This window comes from Variovorax sp. HW608 (assembly GCF_900090195.1).
GTDB lineage: Bacteria > Pseudomonadota > Gammaproteobacteria > Burkholderiales > Burkholderiaceae_C > Variovorax.
Genome location: NZ_LT607803.1, coordinates 7,036,222 through 7,060,957 on the forward strand (window position 1 = coordinate 7,036,222; position 24,736 = coordinate 7,060,957).

The window sequence follows — 24,736 nt, forward strand, 5'->3', positions numbered from 1 at the left end:
CTAGATGAAAAGCTGCACCGCCGGCAGCGCCGCGTCGCAGTTGAGCAGGTTCACGCGCTTCAAGGTCATGCGCAGTGCGCCGTTCTGCACCGCGAGGTGGTGGAAGAAGGTGCCGACGTAGAACTGAAGCTCGTCGCCCTGCGACTCGGTGTAGTGGAACTCGGTGCGCACCACGAAGCGGTTCGCGGCCGCGTCGAATTCCTCGACCGTTGGCGTCTGGAGCAGATGGTGGCAGCGGCTCGGCGGCTGCTGCGAGAAGGCCCGCGGACTCTTCAGGCGCTCGATGCGCAGGTCGCGCAAAAGCTTGTCTTCGTAGAGATGCGAGGTGTGGTTGATGCCGTCTTCCTGGTTGGGGATCAGCGGCACCCAGTAGAAAGCATCGTCGGTGAAGAGCGCGTTCCATTCGTCGAAGCGCTTGGCATCGAGCAGGCGCGATTCATGAACGACGAAATCGATGAGCTGCTGGCGGGTGACTTCGTTGTGCATCACATGGTCTCCGTCATGTACTTGGCCCAGCTTCTGTATTGATTGCGCATCGGCAGTTCGTTGGTGCCGACGGTGGTGATCTCGCCGCCCTTCTTCTCCGCCGGGTCGTAGTTGCGATGCAGGCTGACCCACTCGTTGCCGCTCGCATGCAGCCCGGCCTGCATGCCGCGGTAGGCCTGCAGGTCGTCATGGCCCACGACCGAGAACGGCGAGTTGATGAGCCGGTTGTACATGGCGGTGCGCTGCAGCAGTTCCGGCGGCGCGCCCTTCAAGCGGAAGGTCCAGCTCTCGACCAGGCACTTGTCGGCGGCGATCGGCTTTGACCACGCGGATCGACTGGATCGCGCCCTTGATCGTGAGGTTCGGGTAGTAAACCGTGTTGTGCCGCGCCATGCCGAGGATCTGCGCGGTGCGTTCCTCGCCGTACCTGGCCTTCATCGCGTTGTCGTACTCGGGGATCGCCTTGTACTTGCTGTGGATGCTGAAGTGCACGCCGGTGAAGCTGTGGCCGTTGTCGTAGGTGCGAACGCCCATGTCCTCGAAGAACTTGTAGTCGGACATGAAGGGCACGAACTGCTCGATCGCCATCGGCTTCGGCTCGTCGGCCGGCTTGTCGGCCCACATGGTCTTGGCGGTGCCGGCCGAAGATTCGTGCGCCACCATCGGATGCATGGTGTCGTTGAGGTTCTCGACGAACATCTTCCAGTTGCACTGGTGGATGAAGCGCAGGCACCCGCCGGCGATCTCCAGTTCGCCTTCGGGCGAGCGGTCGGCCATGTTGTCGATGGAGCTCAGCGAATCGCCGAAGTACGCCTCGAAGCCCGGGCCGGCGTCGTTGATCTTCACGAAGATGAAGCCGCGATGGCTGCGCACGTTCTTCACCGTGACGAGGCCCTTGGCCGATTCGCACTCGTGGAGCTGCGTGCCTTCGTAGCCGTTCTTCAGCGGGATCGACAGCAGCGAGCCGTCGGTCTTGAAGGTCCAGGCGTGGTAGGGGCAGCGGAAGAACTTGCCGGTGTTGCCGCAGGGCGAGCTCACGAGGCGCGAGCCCTTGTGCGCGCAGCGGTTCATCATCGCGCGCACCGAGCCGTCGGTGTGGCGCGTGATGATCAGCGGCCGGCCCGCGATCTCGTTGGTGATGTAGTCGCCGGGCTTCGGGATCTGGCTTTCGTGGCCGGCGTAGTTCCAGGTGTTGGCGAAGAAGTGCTCCTGCTCCAGCTCGAACAGTTCCTGGCTGATGTAGAGGTCGCGATGCACGCGGTCGTCCTGCACCAGCGCGCGCACGGCATCGGGGTTGCCTCGATATGAAGTCACTCTATCTCTCCTTCATGTTGTCATTGCACTTCGCACGACCACGCACCCCATGACAGAGGGCCGCGGAGCAGGCCATGCGCGGGCACCCGCGGAACCGGCTCCGCCGGGCCGCAAGGGTGCGCCCCCTTGAGGGGGTGCAGAGCCACACGCAGTGGGCGAGGCTGGGGGTGGTCTTCATTTCTAGATGTCGAGCACCAAGCGCTGGCCCTTGGCGCGGGAGATGCAGATCTGCATCACATTGCCTTCGGCCTTCTCGCGCGCGGTGAGCACGTAGTCGCGATGGTCGATCTCGCCGTCGATCACCGGCGTCGCACAGACGCCGCATTCGCCGCGCTTGCAGTCGAACATCGGGTCGCAGCCGTGCTCGATCAGGCAGTCGAGGATGCTCTGATCGGCCGGCACTGTGTAGCGCTGGCCCGACTGCGCGAGCTCGACTTCGAAGGCGTGGTCGCCCTCTTCCACCGCCGGCGTGGTGAAGAGCTCGAAGTGCACGCGGTCGTGCGTCCAGCCGCGCGCCTGCGTCTGCGCGAGAACCGCGTCGAGCATGACCTTCGGGCCGCACACATAGAGGCGGTCGCCGGCCGGGAAGCCGTCGAGCAGCGCGCCGATGTCGAAGGGACCGCCCTGCTCGACATCGGCATGCACGCGCAGGTCGTCGCCCAGCAGGCTTTGCAGCTCGGGCAGGAAGGCCATCAGGTCGCGGCTGCGGCCGGCGTAGTGCAGGCGCACCGGCAGGTTCTCCGCGCGGCGGCGCGTGGCCATGCTCGCGAGCGGCGTGATGCCGATGCCGCCGGCCAGCAGTACGGTGCCGCCGGGGCCGGTGTGGAGCGGGAAGTCGTTCTTCGGCGCTTCGATGGTGACCGTGTCGCCTTCGCTCAGGCGCTCGTGCATGAAGCGCGAGCCGCCGCGGCCTTCGTCCTCCTTGCGCACCGCGATCACGTACTCGATCGGCGCCTCGGTCGCATCGGCCTCGGCCGCGAAGTTGATCAGCGAGTAGTGGCGCCAGTCCTTCTTGCCGTCAGGGAGCGTGACTTCGATGCGGATGTGCGCACCGGCGGCATAGGCCGGCAGCACTGCGCCGTCGACGGCGCGCAGCCTGAACAGCTTGATCAGCGGATTGAGCGAACGCGCCTCGGCGACGCGCAGTTGCAGGGTGGCGGGTTGGGCGGACATGGATTCGATCCGGTTCAGGCGAGCGCGTGTTGAAGGAGCGCGGCGCGCAGCTTGTCGCCGTGCTCGTCGGCCAGCGCCGCGTCGCGCAGTTCGCGCAGGGTGGCGGGCGCGATGGCGGCGCCTGCGCGCTGCAGCGCGGCCATCACGGTGTCGTAGTTGCGAAGGCCGCGCTCGTGCGTGTCGCTGTAGCCCTTGACCAGGCGCTGGCACTGGGCGACCTCGACGGCGAGCTCGGGGTTGCGCGCGGCGGCCTCGGCGATGCGGCCCAGCCATTCCTCGATGCGGCGGTTCTCGTCCGCAAAGCGGATGGTCGAGCGGCGCCAGCGCTTCATGCCGGCGACGGTGCGCAGCATCAGGTAGCCGCGCAGCGAGCTGGTCTGGATCACGCGGCCCTTCTGCGTCATGCGCTCGACGAGCTTGCGCGGTGCGGTCGAGTTCATGAGCCAGCGGCCGAAGCCGGCGGGCAGCGTCTCGCAGATTTCCTGCAGCCGCGGATGCATGTATTCGTTGATCGCGAGCACCTGGCCCTGCTGCACGCGCGCCTCGCCACGCACGCGGTCGAAGCGTGTCGCGCGGGTCTTGAGCGCGGCGACCCGCGCGGTGTCTTCGTAGGACATCCACAGCGCAAGATGGCGCGCGGTCTCGCGCAACAGCCTGCCGCCGTCGTTGGCGGGCAATGCGGCGACGGCGGCCATGCGGTCGAGGTAGAGGCCCGCATAGGCGACATCCTGGTAGTCGATGAGGCGCCGCACGCCTTCGAGCAGCACGGGCTGCGCATCGGCAGGGAATTCGCCTTGCGCGCGCTCCACCAGCGCGCGCACGGCAGGGTGGCGTGGTTGCGGCGCTGGCGACTGCTGCAGCGCAGCGGCCGGCGTTTCCGCCTCGCCCTGCGCGCGTGCGAATGCGGCGCCGAAGGCCTTCAGGCTTGGCTTGACGCCGACACCGCCGCGTTCGATCGTGGCCTCGAACTGCGCGCGGCTGAACGGCAGCACGCCCGCGCCACACAGCGCGCCGAACAGCACCGCGCTGATCACGCTGCCCGAGGCTTCGGCGGCCTGCGCCATGTCGAAGCGGATGAAGCGCTTGGCCGCGCGTTCCGCGTGGCCCAGCAGTTCGTTGCTGTCGACGCGGCCGTCGCCCATCGCACTCTTCTCGGCGATGGAATAGACGCGGTGCGTGGAGGCGATCAGCGTGGTGCGGTCGTTGGTGACGAGCCCGCGCTGCACCGCGCGGCCGGCCTCCATCAGCTCGGAGGCCAGCACCACGTCGACGTCGCCCGGCAGCGGCATCAGCGCCAGCACCGGCTTGCCGCCATCCGCATCGGCCTGCGCCTGCGGAAACAGCTCGACGTAGTAGATGGTCGCGCCGGTGCGCTGAGCGACACCCGGCACCGAAGTGGTCTGGGCGACGTAGCCGTTGGTCTCGCCCATGTCGACGATCCAGTCGGCGAGCACGCCGCCGCCTTCGCCCCCCATGGCAAGAATCGCAATCTTGATTGGTTGGGTCATTGCTCGCTCTATCGAATCAGAAGGCATATTCGGCGCGCCGCTTGGCATCGCCCTTCTGCAGCCAGCCGATGACGCGCTGGCGCAGGGCGTCGCGCAGGCGGTCCCAGCGGCTGGGGTTGCTCACGATCTGCGCCTTGTAGAACGAGGGACACAGCACCGCAGCGTGCGAGACCTCGCCGCAGACGCCGCAGCCCACGCAGCTGTCGAGCACATGCGCCACCGGGTCGGTGCGCAGCGGATCGGGATTCGGCTTGATCGACAGCGACGGGCAGCCCGAAAGCCGGATGCACGAGTGGTCGCCGGTGCAGGTGTCGGAATCGACGCCGAACTTCTCGCGCACCTGGCGCTTGCCCTCGGCGATCGCCTTGCGCACCAGCGGCTTCTCGCGGCGCTGGCGGTTCAGCATGCATTCGGATTGCGCGACCAGCACCTTCGGGCCCTTCTGCCTGGTGGTCAGCGCGTCCTTGAGCGCGTCGCGCATGCCCGCGACGTCGTAGGTGCGGCGCAGGGTCCTGACCCACTTCACGCCGACGCCGCGCACCGCGCGCTCGATCTCGTGGCCGGTGCTGCGCGTGGCGTTGACCGCCTTCGACGACAGGATGTCCTGCCCGCCGGTCGCGGAGGTGTAGTTGTTGTCGACGACGATCGTGAGGTTGTCGCTCTCGTTGAAGACCGCGTTGGCGATGCCGCTGGTCAGGCCGTTGTGCCAGAAGCCGCCGTCGCCCATGACCGAGATCGCGCGCTTGCCGGCCTGGGTGTTGAGCGCGGCCGCGCCGGCAGCACCGAGCCCGTAGCCCATCGTGGTGTTGCCGATGTTGAAGGGCGGCAGGATCGAGAACAGGTGGCAGCCGATGTCGGCGCTGACGTGGTGCGCGCCGAGCTCGCGTTCGACCAGCTTCATCGCGCTGAAGATCGGGCGCTCCGGGCAACCGGTGCAGAAGCCCGGCGGGCGCGCATGCACGCTTTCGGCGAGCGGCTTCGCGGGCTCGGCCACGGCCTTGAGCGGAATCACCTTGCGCACCGGTGCAGGCACCGGCAGCGCTTGCAGGCGGCCGTAGCGCTCGCCGAAGCTGCGCGCGCCCTTCAGCAGTTCGGCGGCGGTGTATTCGCCGGCCACGGGCAGCATGTCCTTGCCATGCAGTGCGGTGCCCGATCCCGCCTGCCGCAGGATGGTCGCGAGGTTCTGTTCGATGAAGTTCGGCTGGCCTTCCTCGACCACCAGCACCGCGCGCTTGCCTTCGCAGAAGCGCAGCACTTCGCTTTCGATGACCGGATAGGCCACGTTCATCACGTAGAGCGGCACCTTGGTGTTGCCGTAGACGTCGGCCAGATCGAGCCGCTCGAGCGCACGCATCAACGTGTTGTAGCTGCCGCCCTGCACGATGATGCCGATATCGTCCGCGTCTTCGGAAAAGAACTCGTTGAGCTGGCGCTCCTCGATGAACTTCACCGCGGCGGGCCAGCGGTCCTTCACCTTTTCCTGCTCGTGCAGGAAGCTCGCGGGCGGCAGCACGATGCGGCTGACGTCGCGCTGCGGGTTCTCCAGCGCTTCCTTGAGCGTGAACTTCGCGCGGCGGTTGTCACCGGCGACGAACTGGCCGTGCACGTGGCAGGCGCGGATGCGCAGCTGCAGCATCACCGGCGTATGGCTCGCTTCCGAGAGATCGAAGCCCTGCTTGACCGCATCCACGATCGAGGGCAGGTTCGGGCGCGGATCGAGCAGCCAGATCTGCGACTTCATCGCGAAGGCGTGGCTGCGTTCCTGCATGATCGACGAGCCTTCGCCGTAGTCCTCGCCGACGATGACCAGCGCGCCACCGGTCACGCCGCCCGACGCGAGGTTGGCGAGCGCGTCGGACGCCACGTTGGTGCCCACGGTCGCCTTGAAGGTTACGGCGCCGCGCAGCGGGTAGTTGACCGAGGCCGCGAGCGTGGCGGCGGCGGTGGCCTCGCTCGCGCTGTTCTCGAAGCGGATGCCGTGCTCGGTCAGGATGTCCTGCGCATCGGCCAGCACGTCCATGAGATGCGAGATCGGCGCGCCCTGGTAGCCGGCGACATAGGAAACACCTGACTCCAGCAAGGCCTTGGTGACTGCCAGAATGCCTTCACCACGAAACACCTCGCCGCCCGAGAGCCGCAGCTTCTTTACTTCTTCGACGAACGATCGCTCAGCCATGGCGCCCTTTCTTGTCCGGAATCGTGGGGTTCCAACAGAAACCTCGGTCTCTATAATGTTTAGAACTGAATGTATCCACAATCATGAATAACCCTAAACATGCAAGCGGCGTGCCCACCGCGGACCAGGGGCCATTCACCGGGGAGGTGCCGGAACGCGAGCTCCGTTTCGTCGACGACTACCTGCCCGCACTGCTCGCGCAGGCCAGCCAGCTGATTTCCTCCGAGTTCCACGAAGTTGCGCGCAAACACGGCTTTTCGGTGTCGGAATGGCGCGTGATGGCGTCGCTGGCGGGCGGGGAGGCGATCAGCATCGGGCAGCTGGCACAGGTCACGGTGACCAAGCAGCCCACTGTCACGCGGCTCCTGGATCGCATGGAAGCGCGCGGTCAGGTCGAGCGCCTGCCCCATGACAGTGATCGTCGGATCACTTTGGTGCGGATCACGCGCAAGGGCTCCAAGGCCGTGGAACATCTGATGGAACTGGCGCGCGAGCACGAGATGCGCGTGCTCGAACCCTTCGGCCTGCAGCGCGCGGAGGAGCTCAAGCGCACGCTGCGGCAGCTCATCGAGCTGCATGCGCGCGCGCCGGGCGATGCGCCCGAGGGCGGCGACGAGGAGTGACAGGACGTTCGCTCTCTCGGACCAGCGCAGGATCATCTAAGATCGACTCATGCCCGCTCTTCTCCGTCGACCGATCGGTGACATCCTCCGAGATCGCAGCGATGCTCGGCGGGCATTCCTGCGCCCGCAAATCGAGCGCACGCTCGTCGAATTGAGACGAAACGGTGTGACCTGCGAAGTGATCGGCTCCTTCGCGCGCGTCAATGAAACGATCGATGCGGAAACGGACCTGGACATCCTCGTGGAGCGAAAGGGTGCGCTGACCGAGGGCGAAATCTGGAACCTCGCGTGGTCCAACCTGACCGACGTCGATGTCGATCTGGTGTTCGCGGAGCATTTGCCGCCTCGCAAAGTGGCGCTCATGAAGGAGCATGCCCGTGGCTGATCACATCCTTCAAACACTCCTGCTGTCGAAGGCACAGGACGTCGAACGAGCCCTGGAAGTCATGCTCGAGGCCGACGCCAAGCAGCGTAAGGTCAAGGCAAACCATCCCGACAGTTACGACGAGTCGTTCCACGCCGCGGGCATCGCACAGCACATCCAAGGCATTTACACCCAGATCGAAAGCCTCATCAAGCAAGCGATCGAGCAGACCGACGGCAAGCTGCCCAAGAGCGAGACGTGGCACCAGGACCTCATTCGTCTCGCCAGCACCGCTACCAGCGATCGGGGTCCTCTTCTCGATGCAGCTGGAACGAGGAGCTTGAAAGAGGTGCTTGGCTTTCGGCACATTGCGCGGTCCAACTATGCGGGCGAGCTGGATCCGCCCCGAGTCTTTGAGCACATCGCGAACACTGTCGCCGCCGTCGGCGCGGCAGTCACAGGTGTGAGGCGGATGTTCGATCCTTCGGACGCGCCCCCGGACAAGGCGAGCGAACGGGACGTCTGATCGGCGCGGCTCAGCGCCCCGCCACCAGCACCGCGCGGCCGCGATGGCCGCGCTGGCCGATCCAGTTCATGGCCTTCGCGGCGTCTTCGAGTGCGAAGGGCTGGACATCCAGCTTCAGGCGCCCATCGGCCAGTCGCGCCAGCAATTCGGGGGCCGCAGCATGGCCGGCCGCTTCGCGGCGGAACATGTTCAGCGGCAGCAGCGAAACATCCCGTTGCAGGAAGTGCGCGATGTCGAGCGTCAGCGTGTTGCCGGCGGTGTAGCCGACTAGCACCGCGCGGCCGCCGGAGCGCACGCGCGGCAGCGCAGCAGCGAGTACCGGGCCGCCGACCGTGTCGACCAGCAGGTCGACCGAGACTGAATCCAGCGAAGATGCGAGATCGCTGCCCGGCACCAGCACCTTGGCGCCGGATGGCATCCTGGCCGCCTGCGCTGCGTCGGCCACGAGCGCCGTCACCTCGGCACCTGCATCGAGCGCCAGTTGCACCGCGAGCGATCCGACTGCGCCCGTCGCGCCGGTCAGGAGAACGCTTTCGCCGGCCGAGAGCCGCGCGACGTCATGCAGCGCGACCCACGCCGACGTGCTCGGCGAGAAGAACGCTGAGCCGATCATGGACGGCACGCCATCCGGCAACACACCCAGTGCTTCATCGGGCGCGTCGATGACCTCGCACCAGGTGCCGTCGAACAGCGTGCCCAATCCGCTGCCGCGCAGCCACACGCGCCGGCCTTCGGGATGCACATGGCTCGCGACCACCACGCCCGCGGCCTCGACACCCGGCGTGTAGGGGAACGGCGGATGCTTCAGAAAGCTGCCACGCCACACCGTCCGGTCGATGTGGCCGACCGTGGCCGCTTCCATGCGCACCAGCGTGCGTGCGGGACGCAAGGCCGGCTCCGGAAGGTCTTCGAGCACCGGCGGCGAGTCGAACGCATGTACGCGCACGGCCTTCATCGCAGCGTCTCCAGGAAGTCGAGCACCGCGCGTGCGAAGGCCTCGGGCATTTGGTCCGGCAAGGGCACCATGCCGCCCTCGATGTCGACGATGCGCGCGTTCGCGAGATGCTCGTGCAGTTCGGCGGCATGCGGCGATGCGAAGGGATCGTCGGTTGCGCGGATCAGCAGCGTGGGCTGCCTGACGAGACGGATGCGGTCTTCCATCCGGTAGGCCGCGACCGCGCGATGGCCATCTTCAGGGCTGCCACTGGCCTTCAGTGCGTCGCGCACAAAGGCTTCGAGCATTTCGGGCCGGCCCGGAGGATAGAAGCCTTGACGGCGCTGCCACAACGCGGCGAGATGGCTGCCGTCTTTGCTGGCCGCGACTTCGTCGATCGGCGGACTTCCGGTGCGAGCCTTGCGGAACGCGGCATTCGTATAGGGCGTCGACGAAAGCACGAGCCCGCGCACGCGCTGCGGAAAAGCTGCCGCGAGTTCGACCGCGATCACACCGCCGGTGTGATGGCCCACGACGTCGACCTGCGCGATCTGCAGCGTATCGAGCAATTCGCAGGCAACCCGCGCCCACTGCTCGATGCTGGCCGGCGCATCGCCCGCGGCCGAATCGCCGAAGCCCACCGTGTCCATCGCGATCGCGCGGCGCTGCGCACCGATCAGCGGCAGCACCTCGCGGTACTCCATCCAGCTTCGCGGCGACTGGTGCAGCAGCAGCACGGCGGGCGCTTCGCGATCGCCGCATTCGGCGTAGTGGATCTGCCCCGGCGAGAGGTCTGCGAAGGCGCGCCGGATCTTGTTCATGACTGCGTTTCGCTCGCTGGCGGCTTCCACAAGCCCGCATGCTTGAGCATGCCGAGCGTGCGCGACAGCACATCGCGACGGTACGCCCCCACGTCGCGCCCTTCGTAGTCGTAGAAGCCGCTGCCGCTCTTGAGGCCGAGCCGCCCTTCCTCGACCATGCGATCCACGATCGCCGGCGCGGTGTAGCGTGCGCGGTCGATCGAGCCCGACATCTCGCGGCTCGCGTGATGCAGGATGTCGCAGCCGCCGAAGTCGATGAACTCCACCACGCCGAGCGCCGCGAAGCGCAGTCCCAGGCCGTAGCGCGTGGCCTTGTCGATTTCTTCGCCCGTGGCGGCGCCTTCCTCGATCATGCGCGCGGCCTCGTTCATGACGAGCGCCTGCAGCCTCGGCACGATGTAGCCCGGCGTCGGGCCGCACACCACGGGCAGCTTGCCGATCGATTCCATCAGCGCCTTGGTGCGCGCGAGCACGGCGGCATCGGTGCCCGCGTGGCAGCTCAGTTCGACCACCGGAATCACATAGGCCGGGTTGAGCCAGTGCATGTTGAGGAAGCGCTCCGGCCGCCGCACCATCGCCGCCAGCTCGGTCACGAGGATGCTGCTGGTGGTGGAGGTGAGGATCGCGTCGTCGCTGCAATGGCGGTTGATGTGCAGGAAGGCCTCGTGCTTGGCGTCGAGCGTTTCCGGCACGCCTTCGAAGAGCAGTTCGGCTGCGGCCAAGGCGGCGGGCGCTTCATCGGCCTTCACGAGCTCGACGCGGGCCGCGATCGCGGGCACCTGCGCCGCATCGATGACGCCGAGTTGCGACAGGCCCGAGAGGCTGGCGATGATTTCGGCCTGCGCCTCGGCGCGCAGCTTCAGCCACGCTTCGTCGCTGCGCGGACGCAGGTCGATCAGCGAGATGCGATGGCCTGCATAGGCAAAGGCGATCGCGATGCCGCGCCCCATGCGGCCTGCGCCGACAGCGGCAAACCTCGGCAAGCCTTCATTCCCCATCGTGCAGCCTCTTGCGCAGTTCCGCCGGCGTCAGCGTGTCGAGGCCCAGCGTCTCGAACGTGCGCGGCCCCTTGCGCAGATCGCGGCCGAGGAAGCCGGCGACGATCGCCAGCAGGCCATGCGCGATCGGCGCATCGACGCCGGCATAGCGCGCGGCCGATGCGAGGAAGGCCAGGCCGAGCTCGGTATCTTCGGTGATGTAGCGGTGCGTGTGCAGGTCGATGTTCTCGCGCCAGTCTCCCGACTTCACGAGTTGCTTGTGCGCATCGCCGTACATCCACTGGTCGTTGTCGTAGTGGTCCGCGAGCGGATAGTGCGGCGCGCCGTGGCCGAATGCCTCGCGCACCGCCATGCGCTCCTGGTCGAGCCTGTCGGTCACGTCGCGCACGGCGCGCTGCGTGCCTTCGTTGTGGATGTCCCAGCGCTCGAAGTGCTGGAGCGGCGCGGCGTTCATCACCATCAGTGGCGGGTGGATGATCGGGCCGGCATTCATCAGCGCACCCGAGAGTGCATCGCCGCAGCCATGCACCGACGGATAGGCCTTGCGGATGACCGCGATCGCCATCTCCTGCTTGCGCGCGGGATACACGCCGGTGGGCAGGCGGATCGCGCGGATGGTCACGTTCACTTCGCGCTCGCCGTGCTTGCGCGCGAGATAAGGGAGCGTGCCGGTCTCGGCCCAGGCCACGTCGGCATGGTTGCCCGATTCGGCCACGATGCGCGCCATCACGTAGCTGCCGAAGGTGCCGGGCGGCAGGAACACCACCTGCCCGTCAACCAGGTGCGGCGCCATCGCGCGTGCGATGTCCGCCTGCGCAATGGCGGGCGTGGGCAGCACGATGAGCTCGGCATCGTTCATGGCCGCCCCGATGTCGGGCGTGGCGAGCGCGATCTTGACGTCGCGCGCGCCCGCGGCGTCCTTCAGCGCGATGGAGCCGGTGCGGATGACGGGCTCCAGAGCGGCTGCATCACGACGCCAGAGGCGCACTTCGTGTCCGGCTTCGGACAGGTCGGCGGCGGCCGCATAGGCGCCGTGACCGCCACCAAGAATCGCGATTTTCATAGGGCAACAGAAGAAAGATGAGGTGGACGAACCGGCCGCCAAGGCGCTTCCGGATGACTCGATACCTCAATACATTACTTTTCAACTGTTCAGGAGTCAATCAATTTTGACTCTCTGTTCGCGTTTCCGATAGGTCGGCGGCAACAAAAAAGCCCGCGCTTGCGGAGAAGCGCGGGCTTGTGGGTCGGGTGCGGGTCGCGTCAGCGGCTCGGCTTGAAGCCCCGCTTCTGCGCATCGCGCGGCACGAAGCCCTTGCCGGCGCCGGCATGGCCACGCGGCGCGAAGCCGTCGCGGCGGGGCGCGCCCGCGGCGCTGCCATTGCCATGGCTGCGCGGCGCGCTTTCGCCCCAACCCGCCTTGCGGCCGTAGCCGTCGTTGGCGCGTGCGCCGCCGAAGCCGGCGTTCGGGCCGCGCGCATTGCGGTCGTTGAAGCCGCTCGCATTGGCATAGCCATTGCCGCCGCGATGGCCGCCGCCGCCGAACTTGCGGTCACGCGAGTGGCCGTCGCCGCGGCCGCGACCACCGAAGTCGCCCTGCGGGCGCGGCGGACGCTGCTGCGGCTCGAGCCCCGGAATCACTTCCGACTTGAACTGCTGGCGGCTGTACTGCTCGATGTCGAAGATCCGGCGGCGATCGCGGAATTCGGCGAAGGTCACGGCCAGGCCGTCGCGCCCTGCCCGGCCGGTGCGGCCGATGCGGTGGGTGTAGTCCTCGGCCTTCATCGGCAGGCCGAAGTTGAAGACGTGCGTGATGGTCGGCACGTCGATGCCGCGCGCCGCCACGTCGGTGGCAACGAGGATCTGCACCTGGCCGTTGCGCAGCGCCATCAGGCGCCGGTTGCGCAGGCCCTGGCTCAGGGCGCCGTGCAGCGCGACGGCGCTGAAGCCGTCCTGCTGCAGGTCGTTGGCCAGGCCGTCGCACTCGATCTGGGTGCTGGCAAAAACGATCGCCTGGTTGATGCTGGTGTCGCGCAGCCAGTGGTCCAGCAGCTTGCGCTTGTGCTGGGTATTGTCGGCCCAGAACAGCACCTGCTTGATGTTGGCGTGCTTTTCCTGCGGACTGTCGATGGTGACGCGCTGCGGCTCGCGCATCACGCGCGCGGCGAGTTGCTGGATGCGCGGCGCGAAGGTCGCGCTGAACATCATCGTCTGCTGGCGCTCGATGGTGAGCTGGTTGAGTTCGGCCAGGTCGTCGGCGAAGCCGAGGTCGAGCATGCGGTCCGCCTCGTCGACGACGAGGAACTTGACCTGCTCGAGCTTGATCTGCATCGAGCGCTGGAGATCGAGCAGGCGGCCGGGCGTCGCGACCACGAGGTCGGCGTTCTGCAGGCGCTGGATCTGCAACTGGTAAGGCATGCCGCCGACGACGTTGGCGATGCGCAGGCCGCGGCAGTGGCGGACCAGGTCGATCGCATCGTGCGCCACCTGCTGCGCGAGTTCGCGCGTCGGGCACAGCACCAGCGCGCCGGGCGTGGCGGGCTTGAAGTTGCGGCTGTTGGTGGGGTCCTTGCGCTTGGGCTTCTTCGGCGGCGCTTCGCCGCGTGCAGCCGCTTCGGCGGCGAGGCGCTGGAATTCGGCCTTGGCGGCCGCTTCGGCTTCGGCCTGGCGCTGCAGCAGCGTGTGCAGCACGGGCAGCAGGAAGGCCGCGGTCTTGCCGCTGCCGGTCTGGCTCGACACCATCAGGTCGACGAAGCGGGTCGTGCCTTCGCCGCTGCCGCTCAAGCCCATGGCGCGCGGGATGGCCTGTTCCTGCACGGCGGTCGGGCGGGTGAAGCCCAGGTCCTCGACCGCGGCGATGAGCTGGGGCGCGAGGCCCAGCTTGATGAAGCCGTTGGGCTCCTTCGGCTCGTCCGCCGGGAGGGCGTCGAGCGCTTCGAACTCGGAAGCGGCGAAAGTGGATGCGGATTCGCCGGAAACGGCAAAGGCGTCGGATTGCGCAGGCGCGAAGTCGCGCTGCGCTTCAAAAGCGTCGGTCATCGAAAAGTCTCTTACGCCAGCGCTGCCGTGGGCAGCGCTGCGTCGGGTGGTCAAAAAAACATCAACCATCCAACGACTTCAACCTCGACGTTCATCGAGGTTGCGGCCTTTTGTGCTGAAACTCATGCTGAGATTCAGCGGGCGCGATGTGCAAGATAGGGAGATGCGGGAAGGATTCGCTAAATCGGTTTGCTGCCGAATTAGCGAAGCCTGCAATTATCGCACGGCCTCGGGTTTTTCCCTAATCCTTGATGCGAAGGAAGGTCTCGCGGTAGTGCTCGAGTTCGTCGATCGACTCGTGGACGTCGGCCAGCGCAGTGTGCGCCTGCTGCTTCTTGAAGGCGTTGAAGGCCGCGGGCTTCCAGCGCTTGGCCAGCTCCTTGAGCGTGCTGACGTCGAGATTGCGGTAGTGGAAGTACGCCTCGAGCTTGGGCATGTACTTCACGAGGAAGCGCCGGTCCTGGCCGATGGTGTTGCCGCACATGGGCGAGCCGCTCTTCGGGATGTAGCGCGCGATGAATTCGAGCAGTTGCCGCTCGGCCTCGGCCTCGTCGATGGTCGAGGCCTTGACCTTGTCGATCAGGCCGCTGCGGCCGTGCGTGCCCTTGTTCCATGCGTCCATGGCGTCGAGGACCGCATCGCTCTGGTGGATGACGAGCACGGGCCCTTCGACGCGGGGGGTGAGGTCGGGTCCGGTGACGACCACGGCGATTTCGAGCAGGCGTTCTTTTTCAGGGTCGAGGCCGCTCATTTCGCAGTCCAGCCAGACAAGGTTCTGGTCGCTCCTGCCGAGCGTGACCGCCACTGCGGTCGTTTCGATGGATTCGGGCATCCGGCGATTGTCGTCGATGGCCCTGTCGCCGGGCGGGCTGCCCACCGGGCGAAGGCCGCGGGCTAAACTCAGCCGCCATGCCGACTTTCTTGCCTGCATCCCTCGCCCTCACCCTCGCATTCGCCCTCGCGCTGGTCGCCGGGCTGGTGGTGAAGTTCTGGCTCGCGACACGACAGGTGCGGCACGTGGCCCGGCACCGCCATGCGGTACCTGCGGCCTTCGAGCAGGCGATCACGCTCGACGCCCATCAGAAGGCGGCGGACTACACGATTGCCAAGACGCGGCTCGGCGTGATCGAGATGGCCTGGGCCGCCGCGGTCCTGCTCGGCTGGACGCTGCTGGGCGGACTGGACCTCCTCAACAGGCTGTTGCTGGGGGCCTTGGGCGGTGGGATGTGGCAACAGCTCGCCCTGTTCGCTGTGTTCGCGCTGATCGGCGGCCTCCTCGAACTGCCGTTCACGTTGTGGCAGACCTTCGTGCTCGAGGAGCGCTTCGGCTTCAACAAGATGACCTGGCGCCTGTGGGTCAAGGACACCGTCAAGGGCGTCCTGCTGGGCGCCGTGATCGGCATCCCGCTCGCGGCGCTGATCCTCTGGCTCATGCATGCCGCCGGCAGCCTCTGGTGGCTCTGGACCTGGGGGGTCTGGATGGCCTTCAACCTCCTCATGATGCTGGTCTATCCGACCTTCATCGCGCCGATCTTCAACAAGTTCAAGCCGCTGGACGACGCCGCCCTCAAGACCCGCGTCGATGCGCTCATGCAGCGCTGCGGCTTCTCGGCAAAGGGCCTCTTCGTGATGGACGGCAGCACGCGCAGCGCGCACGCCAACGCCTACTTCACCGGCTTCGGCGCCAGCAAGCGCGTGGTGTTCTACGACACGCTGCTGCGCCAGCTCGAGGCGCGCGAGGTCGAGGCGGTACTGGCCCACGAACTGGGCCACTTCAGGCACCGGCACGTGGCCAAGCGCATGGCCGCCATGTTCGCGCTGAGCCTGGCCGGCTTCGCGCTGCTGGGCTGGCTGTCCGGCCATACCTGGTTCTACACGGGGCTGGGCGTGCAGCCGAATCTTTCGGCGCCCAACGATGCGCTGGCGATCCTGCTGTTCATGCTGGCGGTGCCGGTGTTCGGCTTCTTCGTCGCGCCCCTGCCGGTGCTGATTTCGCGCAAGCACGAGTTCGAGGCAGACGCCTACGCCGTCGCGCAGACCAGCGGCAAGGACCTGTCCGCGGCGCTGCTCAAGCTCTACAAGGACAACGCATCGACGCTCACGCCCGATCCGGTGTTCGTCAAGTTCTACTACTCGCATCCGCCTGCGTCCGAGCGCCTCGCGCGCATGGCCGCGGCCTGACCGGGAGCCGAAGCCATGAGCAGCATGCTGAAGATCAAAGACTGGAAGTCCCACCCGCGCCGCGCCATGAGCGCGACGGAGATCGTCGCCAGCCTCGCGCGGCTCGAAGGCTGGCAGCTCGCGGGCGACGGCTCCGATGTCGCGATCGAGAAGACCTTCAAGTTCGCGAACTACTTCGAGACCATCGCCTTCGTGAACGCGCTGGCGTTGATCGCGCACCGGCAGGACCACCATCCGGACCTCTCGGTGCACTACAACCGCTGCGTGGTGCGCTTCAATACGCACGACGTGTCCGGCATCTCGGCGACCGACTTCGAGTGCGCGGCGCAGGTCGATGCCCTGCTGGCGGCTTGAACCGATGGATCGCGCCCTTGGCTAAGCAGCGTGGCGGCGACGCTCATGAGGCCGCGCTGCGTAACGGACTCGTCGTCGCGAGTCACGGCCGCCACTGCATCGTCGAGACGCCGGAGGGCGAACGACTGATCTGCCACCCGCGCGGCAAGAAGAGCCAGGCGGTCGTCGGCGACCGCGTGCAATGGCAGGCGAGCCAGGACGAAGGCACGATCGAAAAGGTCCTGCAGCGCAGCAACCTCTTCTACCGACAGGACGAGATCCGCACCAAGTCATTCGCGGCGAATCTCGATCAGGTGCTGATACTCATCGCGGCCGAGCCCGAGTTCTCCGAGAGCCAGCTCGCGCGCGCGCTGATCGCGGCGGAGGCGGCGCACATCACGCCCGTGATCGCGCTCAACAAGCGCGACCTGGCGACCGCTTTCGCGCGGGCGTGGGAGCGGCTTTCGCCCTATCGGCGGATGAACTACCAAGTGCTGCCGCTCGCGCTCAAGGCAGCAGATGGCTCGGACCGGGACGCGCTGACCGGGTTGCTCACCGGCAAGACCACGCTGGTGCTCGGCCCTTCCGGCGCCGGCAAGAGCACGCTCATCAACCTGCTGGTGCCGGGCGCCTCGGCGCAGACCGGCGAGATCTCGCAGGCGCTCAACTCCGGCAAGCACACGACTACGACCACCAGCTGGTACTGGATGGACAAGGCGAGCGGCACCGCGCTGATCGACTCGCCGGGCTTCCAGGAATTCGGCTTGCATCACATCGAGGCGATGCAGCTCGCGCGCCTGATGCCGGATATCGCCGCGCACGCGACCGAATGCAGGTTCTACAACTGCACTCACCTCCACGAGCCCGGCTGCGGCGTGATCGCGCAGGTGGAGACTGGCGCGATCAGCCCTTCGCGCTACCGCATCTACGGCGAGCTGTTCGACGAGCTCAGCCAGCCACGCTACTAGCGCGTTCGCTCAAGCACCGAGGATGTCCGACAGCGCGGCCACAAGCGCCGCACATTGATCGCGCGTGCCGACCGTGATGCGCAGGTACTGCGCAATGCGCGGCTGCCGGAAATGCCTCACGAGAATGGCGCGCTCGCGCAGCGCCGCAGCCAGTTCGCCGGCATCGCGATCCGGATGGCGGACGAACAGGAAGTTCGCCTGCGACGGCAGCACCTCGAAGCCGAGGTCTTCGAGTTGCAGCACGAGGCCCTCGCGGGTGTCGATGACGTCGTTGCGCGTACGGGCGAACCAGCGCTCGTCCTGGATCGCCGCCACCGCGCCGGCGACCGCGAGCCGATCCAGCGGGTAGGAATTGAAGCTGTTCTTCACACGCTGCAGCGCATCGATGAGATGCGCCTGCCCGCAGGCGAAGCCCACCCGCAGGGCGGCCAGCGAGCGCGACTTCGAGAGGGTCTGCACGACCAGCAGGTTCGGATGGCAGGCGATCAGCGGGATCGCGCTCTCGCCGCCGAAGTCGACGTAGGCTTCATCCACGAGGACCACGCGGTCCGGGCAAGCCTTCAGCAACGCCTCGATGCGCGCCAGCGGCAACCCGATGCCGGTCGGCGCATTCGGGTTGGCGATGACGATGCCGGCGCATCCTTCGGACGCCCGCCTCGCGAGCGCGTGGTCGTCGATGCGAAGGCCCTCGTCGACCGGCTGCAGCTCGCACGCGATGCCGTAGAGCTGCGCATAGACGCGGTAGAAGCTGTAGGTGACGTCCGGAATCAAGAGCGGCTCGGCCTGCTGGAAGAAGGCGAAGAAGGCGTGTGCGAGCACTTCGTCCGAACCATTGCCAACGAAGACCTGCGCGGCTTCGAGGCCATGGCGCGCGGCTATGGCTTCGCGCAGCACCAGGGATTCGGGGTCGGGGTAGAGCTCGAGCCTGCTTTCGGCCGCGCGCTGGATGGCCTCGATGGCCTCCGGCGACGGCGGATACGGGCTCTCGTTGGTGTTGAGCTTGATCAGGTTCGCAATACGCGGCTGCTCGCCCGGCACGTAGGGTTCGAGCGCCGCGATGCGCGGGCTCCAGAAGGTCGGAATGTTCTTCGGCAAGGTGCGCTCCGCGCGAATCAGCCCAGGAGCCGCGCGAGCGTCAGGAGCGCCAGCAGCACCATCCACATGACGACGGACCGCCACACCAGGCCCACCACGCTGCGCAGATGCGCCGGTTCGGGTTCGCGCCCCGGCGTGCTGCCGCTGTCGGGTTCCTGTCCGTCCCCGAATGATTCGCCGGCTTGCGCGCGCGACAGCGGATCGGCCGCCGGAACCGCGCGCAAGGTGCCGCCGCCCAGCCGGACATTCACCGCACCGGAAGTCGCTGCGAGGATCACGCCATCGTTCGGGTTCGGGAAGCGCCGCGCATCGTTGCGCCAGCAGTCGATCGCCTCTTCGAAGCTGCCGACCACCGCGAAACCCAGCGCCGTGATGCGGGCCGGCAGCCAGTCGATCAACGCCCAGGCGCGTTCGGCGGCCTGCTGCACCCAGACGCTCGACGGCTGCGTCGATGCGCCGCTCTTGTGCACCCAGTAGCGGTTGACGAATTCGCTCATCCGGTAGAACACCGCGCCGGCCGGGCCGAGGCCGACGGCCGCGAGGATGGAAAACCACGCCAGCACGCCGAAGACATGGCGATGCGCGGCGATCACCGAGTGCTCGATCACATGCCGCACGATCTCGCTGCGCGGGAGATTGACGGCATCGACATGCTGCCAGTGCGCGAGCAGCGAACGGGCGAGCGGCTCATCGCCTTCGTCCAGGGCATCGCGGATGCCCGTGAAGTGATGGCTGAACTGGCGAAAGCCGAGCGTGACGTACAGGATCGCGATGTTCCAGAGCACCGCAAAGGGCATGCCCAGCGTCAGGATGAGAAGCCAATGGACCGCCAGTGCCAGCACCGTCGGCACGAACACCGCGAGCGACCAGGCCACCCAGCCGTGGTGCGGCTTGCCGGCGTCGAAGTTGCGGCTGGTCCAGCGCGTCCAGGCGAGCACCCCGGCATAGACGGGGTTGCGCAAGGCCAGCGGGCGCACCTGCTCGATCAGCAATGCGCACAGGATCGCAAAGAAGCTCATTGGTCGATGATAACGAGAGCCCCCTTCCCGACCGCCCCGTCAGGCCGAAAGGAACCGGTAGAGGTTGCGCAGCATGCCGGCGGTGGCGCCCCAGACGAAGCGCTCGCTGGCGCCGTCCTGGTAGGGCATCGACAGCCATTCGCGCGAGCGCTGGTCGTCGTCCGTCATGGTGTGGCGGCGGTGGTTGGCCGGGTCCATCAGGAAGGCGAGCGGCACCTCGAAGGCTTCGGCGACCTCGTGCGGATTGATCGCCAGCTCGAAGTCGGGGCGGACCAGCGCCACCACCGGCGTCACGATGAACGAGGTAATGGTCGTGTAGGTCGGCAGCGTGCCGAGCACCTCGATGTATTCCGCCGAGAGACCGACTTCCTCCCAGGCTTCGCGCAGCGCGGCCGCGGAGATGTTGGCGTCTTCCGGATCGACGCGACCGCCGGGGAATGCCACCTGCCCCGAGTGATGCGTCAGGTGCGCGGTGCGCTCGGTCAGGAGAACGGTGGGCTGCTCGCGCGTGACGATCGGCACCAGGACGGCAGCCTGTGCCGGCGGACGGTCGGTCATCCTCGGTTCGCGACGCAGCTCCGGCGTCCACACCGGCGGCGTGGCGAAGCGGGCGCGCAATGCGCGCACGGCCAGTTGATCGGGCTGCACGGCCGGCAGGGCGGTATCGACGGATGTCACCGGCACCTCGCGCGGATCGAATGACCGCAGCGGTGCAGGCGGCACGACATTGATCGCTTCGATGGAGGATTCGCTCATGGCCGGTGGTTGATGGGTCAAGTGGATGGACGTTTCAGGTACAACGAAAAAACGGCGCCGGCGAGGGACACGGCACCACGACAAAGATCACGATGGCCCCCGAATGGGGGCCCCAAAGCAAAAAGCCGCCTCGGATGGCGGCTTTTTGCATGGCAAGGAGAGGCCTCTTATTGAGCGGCCGCTTGGGACTTGCCCGGCAGCTTTTCCTTGATGCGAGCCGAACGGCCGCTGCGATCGCGCAGGTAGTACAGCTTGGCACGGCGGACGTCGCCGCGGCGCTTGACTTCGATGCCGGCGATCAGCGGGCTGTAGGTCTGGAACGTACGTTCCACGCCTTCGCCGCTGGAGATCTTGCGCACGGTGAAGCCGCTGTTGAGGCCGCGGTTGCGCTTGGCGATCACGACGCCTTCGTAGGCCTGCACGCGCTTGCGGTTGCCTTCGACGACGTTCACGCTGACGATGACCGTGTCGCCAGGCGCGAACGCGGGGATGTTCTTGCCGAGGCGGGCGATTTCTTCCTGCTCGAGGGTCTGGATGAGATTCATGATTTCCTGATGTCGATCGTGCCCACGCTACACAAAAGGCGTCCTTTGAAGCATCCGGGGATGCCGACGCGGCCGGGTAGAGGATCGAAGAACCGGCAATTATAGCCTTTTCTTGAGGGCTTTCTCATCGGCCGCGCTGAGGCGCCCCGCCCGCCGCGCGGCTTCGATGAGATCGGGCCGCCTTCGAAGCGTGATGGCGAGGCGCTGGTCCCGGCGCCAGCGCTCGATCTGGACATGATGGCCCGACATCAGCACGGCCGGCACGCCCTCCCCGTTCCATTGCTCCGGCCGGGTGTAGTGAGGGCAGTCGAGCAGCCCGTCGAGCGCGGGATTGAAGCTGTCCTGCACATGGCTCGCTTCGTCGCCGAGCACCCCGGGCTGCAGCCGCGCAATCGCGTCGAGGAAAGCCATGGCGGCGATCTCGCCGCCGGACAGCACGAAGTCGCCCAGGCTGATCTGGTGCGTGACCCTGGCGTCGATGAAGCGCTGGTCGATGCCCTCGTAGCGGCCGCACACGAGGACCGCGCCGTCGCCGGCGGACCACTGTTCGACCGCTTCGTGGCGCAGCGTTTCTCCGATGGGCGAAAAAAGCACCACCGGCGCCGCGGAGCCCCGCGCCGCCAGCGCGGCGTCGAGGCACGCCGCGAGCGGCTGCGCCATCATGACCATCCCGGGACCGCCGCCGAACGGCCGATCGTCGATCCGCCGGTAGTTCCCTTCCGCATGGTCGCGCGGATTCCAAAACACCACGTCGACCTGCTTCGACTCGAAAGCGCGACGCGTCACGCCGCTCGTGAGAAGCGGAGCGAACAGTTCGGGAAACAGGGTGATGACGTCGAAGCGCATGACGGCGCCGGGCCCGTAGCTGCGGTCAGTAGTCGGGCTGCCAGTCGACCGTGATCACGCGGCCGGCCAGGTCGACCTTGTCGATGAAGGCCGAAACGAACGGCACCATGCGCTCGACCGGCTTGCCGTCTTCCTCTGCATCCAGGACCAGCGTGGTCTGGGGACCGGACGCGAGCAGTTCGCGGACCGTGCCCAGCGCAACGCCTTCGCGGTTCACGACGGCCAGGCCGATCAGGTCGACCCAGTAGTACTCGTCGTCGCCGGCGGTGGGGAAGCTCGATCGGGGGATGAAGACCCGCGCGCCCCGCAGGGCCTCGGCCGCATTGCGGTCAGGCACCTCTTCGGACGAGGCGACGATGCAGTCGGAATGTTCCTTGGCTTCGCGGATCGGAAGCCGGAACGCGCGGCCCGCGGGAGAGCCCGGAGGCTGCAGGAACCAGCGCTTGGAAGAAAAAAGCGCCTCGGGTTCGGCGCTGTGGGGCAGGACCTTGAACCAGCCCTTGATGCCCCAGGCGTCGGCGATGCGTGCCACTTCGATCGCATCCGCCGGCAATTCGGCGGTTTCGAGCGTGGGCAGCATCACCTGGCAGCGGCTCAGGCAGCCGCCTTGGGGGCGGCTGCAGCCGCTTGCTTGATCAGGCGCAGGACGGTGAGCGAGGGTTGCGCGCCGACGCCCTTCCAGTAGGCCAGGCGATCCTGCGCGATGCGGATGCTTTCCTCGTTGTCCTTGGCGGTGGGGTTGTAGAAGCCCAGACGCTCGATGAAACGGCCATCGCGACGCTCGCGCTTGTCCGAGACGACGATGTTGAAGAACGGACGGCCCTTGGAGCCGCCGCGGGAGAGTCGAATCACGACCATGATTTATCCTTCGGGTGGTGCGGCAAACCCAAACCCCCAAAACCCCATCTCAAAAGGTCAAAAAGGTCAAAAAGGTCTAAGGGCTCGCCCACGGAGTTCTTTCAGCGTCGAGACACGCGACATGGCCACCCGGCCAGCGACACGCTGAAAAGCCTGCGATTATAGCCCGTACCCGCTTTTTTCTACACCTGGCAGCGCCAGGACGCGCCAAATGACCCACATCCGACCCAGCCGCGACCAAGACGTCGAGGCCATCACCGCCATCTACGCCCATCACGTGCTGCACGGGACCGGCACCTTCGAGACCGAGCCGCCCAGCGCCACGGACATGGCGGCACGGCGCGCCGACGTGCTCTCCAAGAAGCTGCCGTACCTCGTCGCGGAGTGCGACGGCGAGCTCCTCGGCTTCGCCTACTGCAACTGGTTCAAGCCGCGCCCGGCCTATCGCTTCTCCGCCGAGGACTCGATCTACCTCGCCAACAGCGCGCGTGGCCAGGGGCTCGGCTCGAAGCTGCTCGACGCCCTGTCCCAGGCCGCGGAAGCGGTCGGCGTGCGCAAGCTCATCGCCGTCATCGGCGATTCCGCCAACGCCGGCTCGATCGGCGTGCACCGCGCACAGGGCTTCACCCACGTCGGCGTGCTCAAGGACTGCGGCTGGAAGTTCGGCGAGTGGCGCGACGTCGTCCTGATGGAGAAGGTCCTGGGCCAAGGCAGCTCGACCAAACCGGAATGAAGAACAAGACCGTGGCCGCGTGGCTGGCCTTCCTCGGCGGCCCCTTCGGGCTGCATTGCTTCTACCTTCGCGGCCTTTCGAGCCCTCTCGGATGGCTGCTCCCGATCCTGACGGCGCTCGGGCTCTACGGCATCGGGCGCGCCCGGATGTACGGACTGGACGACCCCTGGAGCTGGGTCTTGATCCCGTTCCTGGGATTCACCATCTCGGGTTGCGCGCTGACGGCCATCGTCTATGGCCTCATGACGCCCGAGAAATGGAACGCCCGCTACAACGCGGGCATCGCCTCGGCCGCCGAGTCCACGGCCGGACGCACCAACTGGCTCACCATCGGCGCCCTCGTGCTTGCGCTCTCCTTCGGAACCATCGTGCTGATGGCGAGCCTCGCGTTCAGCTTCCAGCGCTATTTCGAACACGAGGTCGAAGAGGGCCGCAAGATCTCGCAGTAAGGCGCGGCGGGCGTAGCGCTAGTAAGAGCCAGGCGGCGGTGTCAGGCTGCGCTTGAAGCGACGCGCCTTGGACGACATGCCGACGATCCGTGCGCGTGCGGCGCCGATGAGCCCGCCGACAGCGGCCTTGGAGGCATCCGCAAGCGCCGACTCCCCCGGGTAGGAGGGCGACAGCCCGCATTTGCGCAGCAGCCGGCTCGTCTGGTGGATGCGGGCCAGCCTGCGCGTGACCGAGGTGTAGAAGGTCACGCCGATCGAGATCGACAAGCGATTGCCAGGACCGACCCAGTCGGTCACGGAGCGCGTCATGTGCGGCGAGGTGCTCGGAAAATAGACCGCATCACCGGGCCCCGCGTTGAATTCGAGCGCGCGGGGCATGAATTCTTCCTTGAAGCGCACCTTCCGGAGGGACTGCGTGACGATGAAGTCTTCCACCCCATCGGCCGGCACGATGGAGCGGTCCCGATGGTCCCAGACGTCCAGGGTCTTTCGCCCGTGCAGTTGCAGCCAGAAGTTGTTCTCGCGATCGATGTGGAAAGGCGTCACCGAGGGCGGCGCGGAGAAGAACACGAAACCGTTGACCAGGAAAATGTCCGGCTGCTCGCGCTCGACCAAGGCGCGCATGGAGCCCACGATCAAATGGAGCAGGTCGTTGTAGCGCGGGATGACTTCGATGTTGTAGAGGGCGACTGACGAGCCCGGCTCCTCCATGCGCTGGAAGAACTCCTCGAGGCTGCGGCCGTCCGGGTGCCGGCTGTCGTGCGCGATGGCGGAAGCCACCGTCATGCCTTGCCTCATGAATCGGCATTGCTCCCGGGGAGCCAGCTCTATGGCGAGCTTCACCAGCTCCGGCACCTGGAAAAGCGGGTGCTCGTGAAGGTTGTGATGCAGCGCCGCGACCCTGTAGGTTGAAAAGCGCTCGGGATCGTCAGCCCACACCCGGTAGGTGGTAGCTGTAGGCCTGACCGCGTTGTCTCCGCTCGCATACATC

The 24,736-nt window shown here is 66.8% G+C and carries 26 protein-coding genes and 1 pseudogene; 8 read left to right on the forward strand and 19 right to left on the reverse strand.

The window, feature by feature from the left end; translation table 11 throughout:
• From VAR608DRAFT_RS33345 to VAR608DRAFT_RS33365, 5 genes and pseudogenes are all read right to left on the reverse strand, one after another.
• Entirely contained in the window at positions 1-486 is a 486-nt protein-coding gene (locus VAR608DRAFT_RS33345; protein ID WP_197700440.1) for an aromatic-ring-hydroxylating dioxygenase subunit beta, read from the reverse strand.
• Positions 486-1,800, reverse strand: a pseudogene (locus VAR608DRAFT_RS33350) (aromatic ring-hydroxylating dioxygenase subunit alpha). Before VAR608DRAFT_RS33350 ends, VAR608DRAFT_RS33345 begins: the two are co-directional and overlap by 1 nt.
• A gap of 180 nt (positions 1,801-1,980) precedes the next feature.
• Positions 1,981-2,973: a PDR/VanB family oxidoreductase gene (locus tag VAR608DRAFT_RS33355; RefSeq protein WP_088957954.1), complete on the reverse strand. Its 993-nt coding sequence runs from the start codon at positions 2,971-2,973 to the stop codon at positions 1,981-1,983.
• Positions 2,974-2,987: 14 nt separating this feature from the next.
• Positions 2,988-4,481, reverse strand: coding sequence for an indolepyruvate oxidoreductase subunit beta family protein (locus VAR608DRAFT_RS33360; protein ID WP_088957955.1), 1,494 nt, complete (start codon positions 4,479-4,481; stop codon positions 2,988-2,990).
• Positions 4,482-4,497: 16 nt separating this feature from the next.
• Positions 4,498-6,657, reverse strand: coding sequence for a thiamine pyrophosphate-dependent enzyme (locus VAR608DRAFT_RS33365; RefSeq protein ID WP_088957956.1), 2,160 nt, complete (start codon positions 6,655-6,657; stop codon positions 4,498-4,500).
• A 110-nt stretch (positions 6,658-6,767) separates the two neighbouring features.
• Here VAR608DRAFT_RS33365 and VAR608DRAFT_RS33370 point away from each other — a divergent pair, with 110 nt between their 5' ends.
• The 3 genes from VAR608DRAFT_RS33370 to VAR608DRAFT_RS33380 are packed head-to-tail and all read left to right on the forward strand — an operon-like array spanning position 6,768 to position 8,170.
• Complete coding sequence (locus tag VAR608DRAFT_RS33370) at positions 6,768-7,280, forward strand: MarR family winged helix-turn-helix transcriptional regulator (RefSeq protein WP_231973053.1); 513 nt, start codon at positions 6,768-6,770, stop codon at positions 7,278-7,280.
• 49 nt (positions 7,281-7,329) lie between these two features.
• Positions 7,330-7,665, forward strand: coding sequence for a hypothetical protein (locus VAR608DRAFT_RS33375; RefSeq protein WP_157731187.1), 336 nt, complete (start codon positions 7,330-7,332; stop codon positions 7,663-7,665).
• Positions 7,658-8,170, forward strand: a complete 513-nt coding sequence (locus VAR608DRAFT_RS33380; protein WP_157731188.1) for a hypothetical protein — start codon at positions 7,658-7,660, stop codon at positions 8,168-8,170. The genes VAR608DRAFT_RS33375 and VAR608DRAFT_RS33380 overlap by 8 nt, the downstream gene beginning before the upstream one ends.
• 10 nt (positions 8,171-8,180) lie before the next feature.
• Here the strand turns inward: VAR608DRAFT_RS33380 and VAR608DRAFT_RS33385 are convergent, their stop codons facing one another.
• The 6 genes from VAR608DRAFT_RS33385 to orn all read right to left on the reverse strand — a co-directional run bounded on the left by VAR608DRAFT_RS33385 (position 8,181) and on the right by orn (position 14,794).
• Positions 8,181-9,125: a quinone oxidoreductase family protein gene (locus tag VAR608DRAFT_RS33385; RefSeq protein WP_088957959.1), complete on the reverse strand. Its 945-nt coding sequence runs from the start codon at positions 9,123-9,125 to the stop codon at positions 8,181-8,183.
• Positions 9,122-9,925, reverse strand: a complete 804-nt coding sequence (locus tag VAR608DRAFT_RS33390) for an alpha/beta fold hydrolase (RefSeq protein ID WP_088957960.1) — start codon at positions 9,923-9,925, stop codon at positions 9,122-9,124. Before VAR608DRAFT_RS33390 ends, VAR608DRAFT_RS33385 begins: the two co-directional genes overlap by 4 nt.
• Positions 9,922-10,923, reverse strand: coding sequence for a 3-hydroxybutyryl-CoA dehydrogenase (locus VAR608DRAFT_RS33395; RefSeq protein ID WP_088957961.1), 1,002 nt, complete (start codon positions 10,921-10,923; stop codon positions 9,922-9,924). The genes VAR608DRAFT_RS33390 and VAR608DRAFT_RS33395 overlap by 4 nt, the downstream gene beginning before the upstream one ends.
• Positions 10,913-11,986: an NAD/NADP-dependent octopine/nopaline dehydrogenase family protein gene (locus VAR608DRAFT_RS33400; RefSeq protein ID WP_088957962.1), complete on the reverse strand. Its 1,074-nt coding sequence runs from the start codon at positions 11,984-11,986 to the stop codon at positions 10,913-10,915. The genes VAR608DRAFT_RS33395 and VAR608DRAFT_RS33400 overlap by 11 nt, the downstream gene beginning before the upstream one ends.
• A 200-nt stretch (positions 11,987-12,186) precedes the next feature.
• Positions 12,187-13,962, reverse strand: coding sequence for a DEAD/DEAH box helicase (locus VAR608DRAFT_RS33405; protein WP_088957963.1), 1,776 nt, complete (start codon positions 13,960-13,962; stop codon positions 12,187-12,189).
• 241 nt (positions 13,963-14,203) lie between these two features.
• Complete coding sequence (orn, locus tag VAR608DRAFT_RS33410) at positions 14,204-14,794, reverse strand: oligoribonuclease (RefSeq protein WP_088959125.1); 591 nt, start codon at positions 14,792-14,794, stop codon at positions 14,204-14,206.
• Between the two features lie 77 nt (positions 14,795-14,871).
• On the opposite strand from orn, the gene VAR608DRAFT_RS33415 reads away from it, so the two are divergent.
• From VAR608DRAFT_RS33415 to rsgA, 3 genes are read left to right on the forward strand one after another with little or no spacing between them, the layout of a single operon-like run.
• Entirely contained in the window at positions 14,872-16,143 is a 1,272-nt protein-coding gene (locus VAR608DRAFT_RS33415) for a M48 family metallopeptidase (RefSeq protein ID WP_088957964.1), read from the forward strand.
• 15 nt (positions 16,144-16,158) lie between these two features.
• Complete coding sequence (locus VAR608DRAFT_RS33420; RefSeq protein WP_088957965.1) at positions 16,159-16,497, forward strand: 4a-hydroxytetrahydrobiopterin dehydratase; 339 nt, start codon at positions 16,159-16,161, stop codon at positions 16,495-16,497.
• A 17-nt stretch (positions 16,498-16,514) separates the two neighbouring features.
• Complete coding sequence (rsgA, locus tag VAR608DRAFT_RS33425) at positions 16,515-17,444, forward strand: ribosome small subunit-dependent GTPase A (RefSeq protein WP_088957966.1); 930 nt, start codon at positions 16,515-16,517, stop codon at positions 17,442-17,444.
• A gap of 9 nt (positions 17,445-17,453) precedes the next feature.
• Here the strand turns inward: rsgA and hisC are convergent, their stop codons facing one another.
• From hisC to rpsP, 7 genes are all read right to left on the reverse strand, one after another.
• Positions 17,454-18,539, reverse strand: a complete 1,086-nt coding sequence (gene hisC / locus VAR608DRAFT_RS33430) for a histidinol-phosphate transaminase (protein ID WP_088957967.1) — start codon at positions 18,537-18,539, stop codon at positions 17,454-17,456.
• Positions 18,540-18,556: 17 nt separating this feature from the next.
• Positions 18,557-19,558 (reverse strand): CobD/CbiB family protein, encoded by a 1,002-nt coding sequence (locus tag VAR608DRAFT_RS33435; protein WP_088957968.1) that lies wholly within the window; start codon positions 19,556-19,558, stop codon positions 18,557-18,559.
• A 39-nt stretch (positions 19,559-19,597) separates the two neighbouring features.
• A complete protein-coding gene (locus VAR608DRAFT_RS33440) occupies positions 19,598-20,314 on the reverse strand; it encodes a CoA pyrophosphatase (protein WP_088957969.1) in 717 nt (238 codons plus the stop codon).
• A 167-nt stretch (positions 20,315-20,481) separates the two neighbouring features.
• Positions 20,482-20,859, reverse strand: a complete 378-nt coding sequence (rplS, locus tag VAR608DRAFT_RS33445; RefSeq protein ID WP_088957970.1) for a 50S ribosomal protein L19 — start codon at positions 20,857-20,859, stop codon at positions 20,482-20,484.
• Positions 20,860-20,958: 99 nt separating this feature from the next.
• Positions 20,959-21,705, reverse strand: coding sequence for a tRNA (guanosine(37)-N1)-methyltransferase TrmD (gene trmD / locus VAR608DRAFT_RS33450; protein ID WP_088957971.1), 747 nt, complete (start codon positions 21,703-21,705; stop codon positions 20,959-20,961).
• A gap of 25 nt (positions 21,706-21,730) precedes the next feature.
• Positions 21,731-22,285: a ribosome maturation factor RimM gene (gene rimM / locus VAR608DRAFT_RS33455; RefSeq protein WP_088957972.1), complete on the reverse strand. Its 555-nt coding sequence runs from the start codon at positions 22,283-22,285 to the stop codon at positions 21,731-21,733.
• A 14-nt stretch (positions 22,286-22,299) separates the two neighbouring features.
• Positions 22,300-22,563 carry a 30S ribosomal protein S16 gene (rpsP, locus tag VAR608DRAFT_RS33460; protein ID WP_088957973.1) on the reverse strand — a complete coding sequence of 88 codons (264 nt, stop codon included), beginning with the start codon at positions 22,561-22,563 and terminating at the stop codon, positions 22,300-22,302.
• A gap of 211 nt (positions 22,564-22,774) precedes the next feature.
• On the opposite strand from rpsP, the gene VAR608DRAFT_RS33465 reads away from it, so the two are divergent.
• Complete coding sequence (locus tag VAR608DRAFT_RS33465) at positions 22,775-23,296, forward strand: GNAT family N-acetyltransferase (protein ID WP_088957974.1); 522 nt, start codon at positions 22,775-22,777, stop codon at positions 23,294-23,296.
• Positions 23,293-23,745: a hypothetical protein gene (locus VAR608DRAFT_RS33470; RefSeq protein WP_088957975.1), complete on the forward strand. Its 453-nt coding sequence runs from the start codon at positions 23,293-23,295 to the stop codon at positions 23,743-23,745. Before VAR608DRAFT_RS33465 ends, VAR608DRAFT_RS33470 begins: the two co-directional genes overlap by 4 nt.
• A gap of 18 nt (positions 23,746-23,763) precedes the next feature.
• Here the strand turns inward: VAR608DRAFT_RS33470 and VAR608DRAFT_RS33475 are convergent, their stop codons facing one another.
• Positions 23,764-24,735, reverse strand: a complete 972-nt coding sequence (locus tag VAR608DRAFT_RS33475) for a JmjC domain-containing protein (protein WP_088957976.1) — start codon at positions 24,733-24,735, stop codon at positions 23,764-23,766.
• Between the last annotated feature and the right edge of the window lies 1 nt (position 24,736).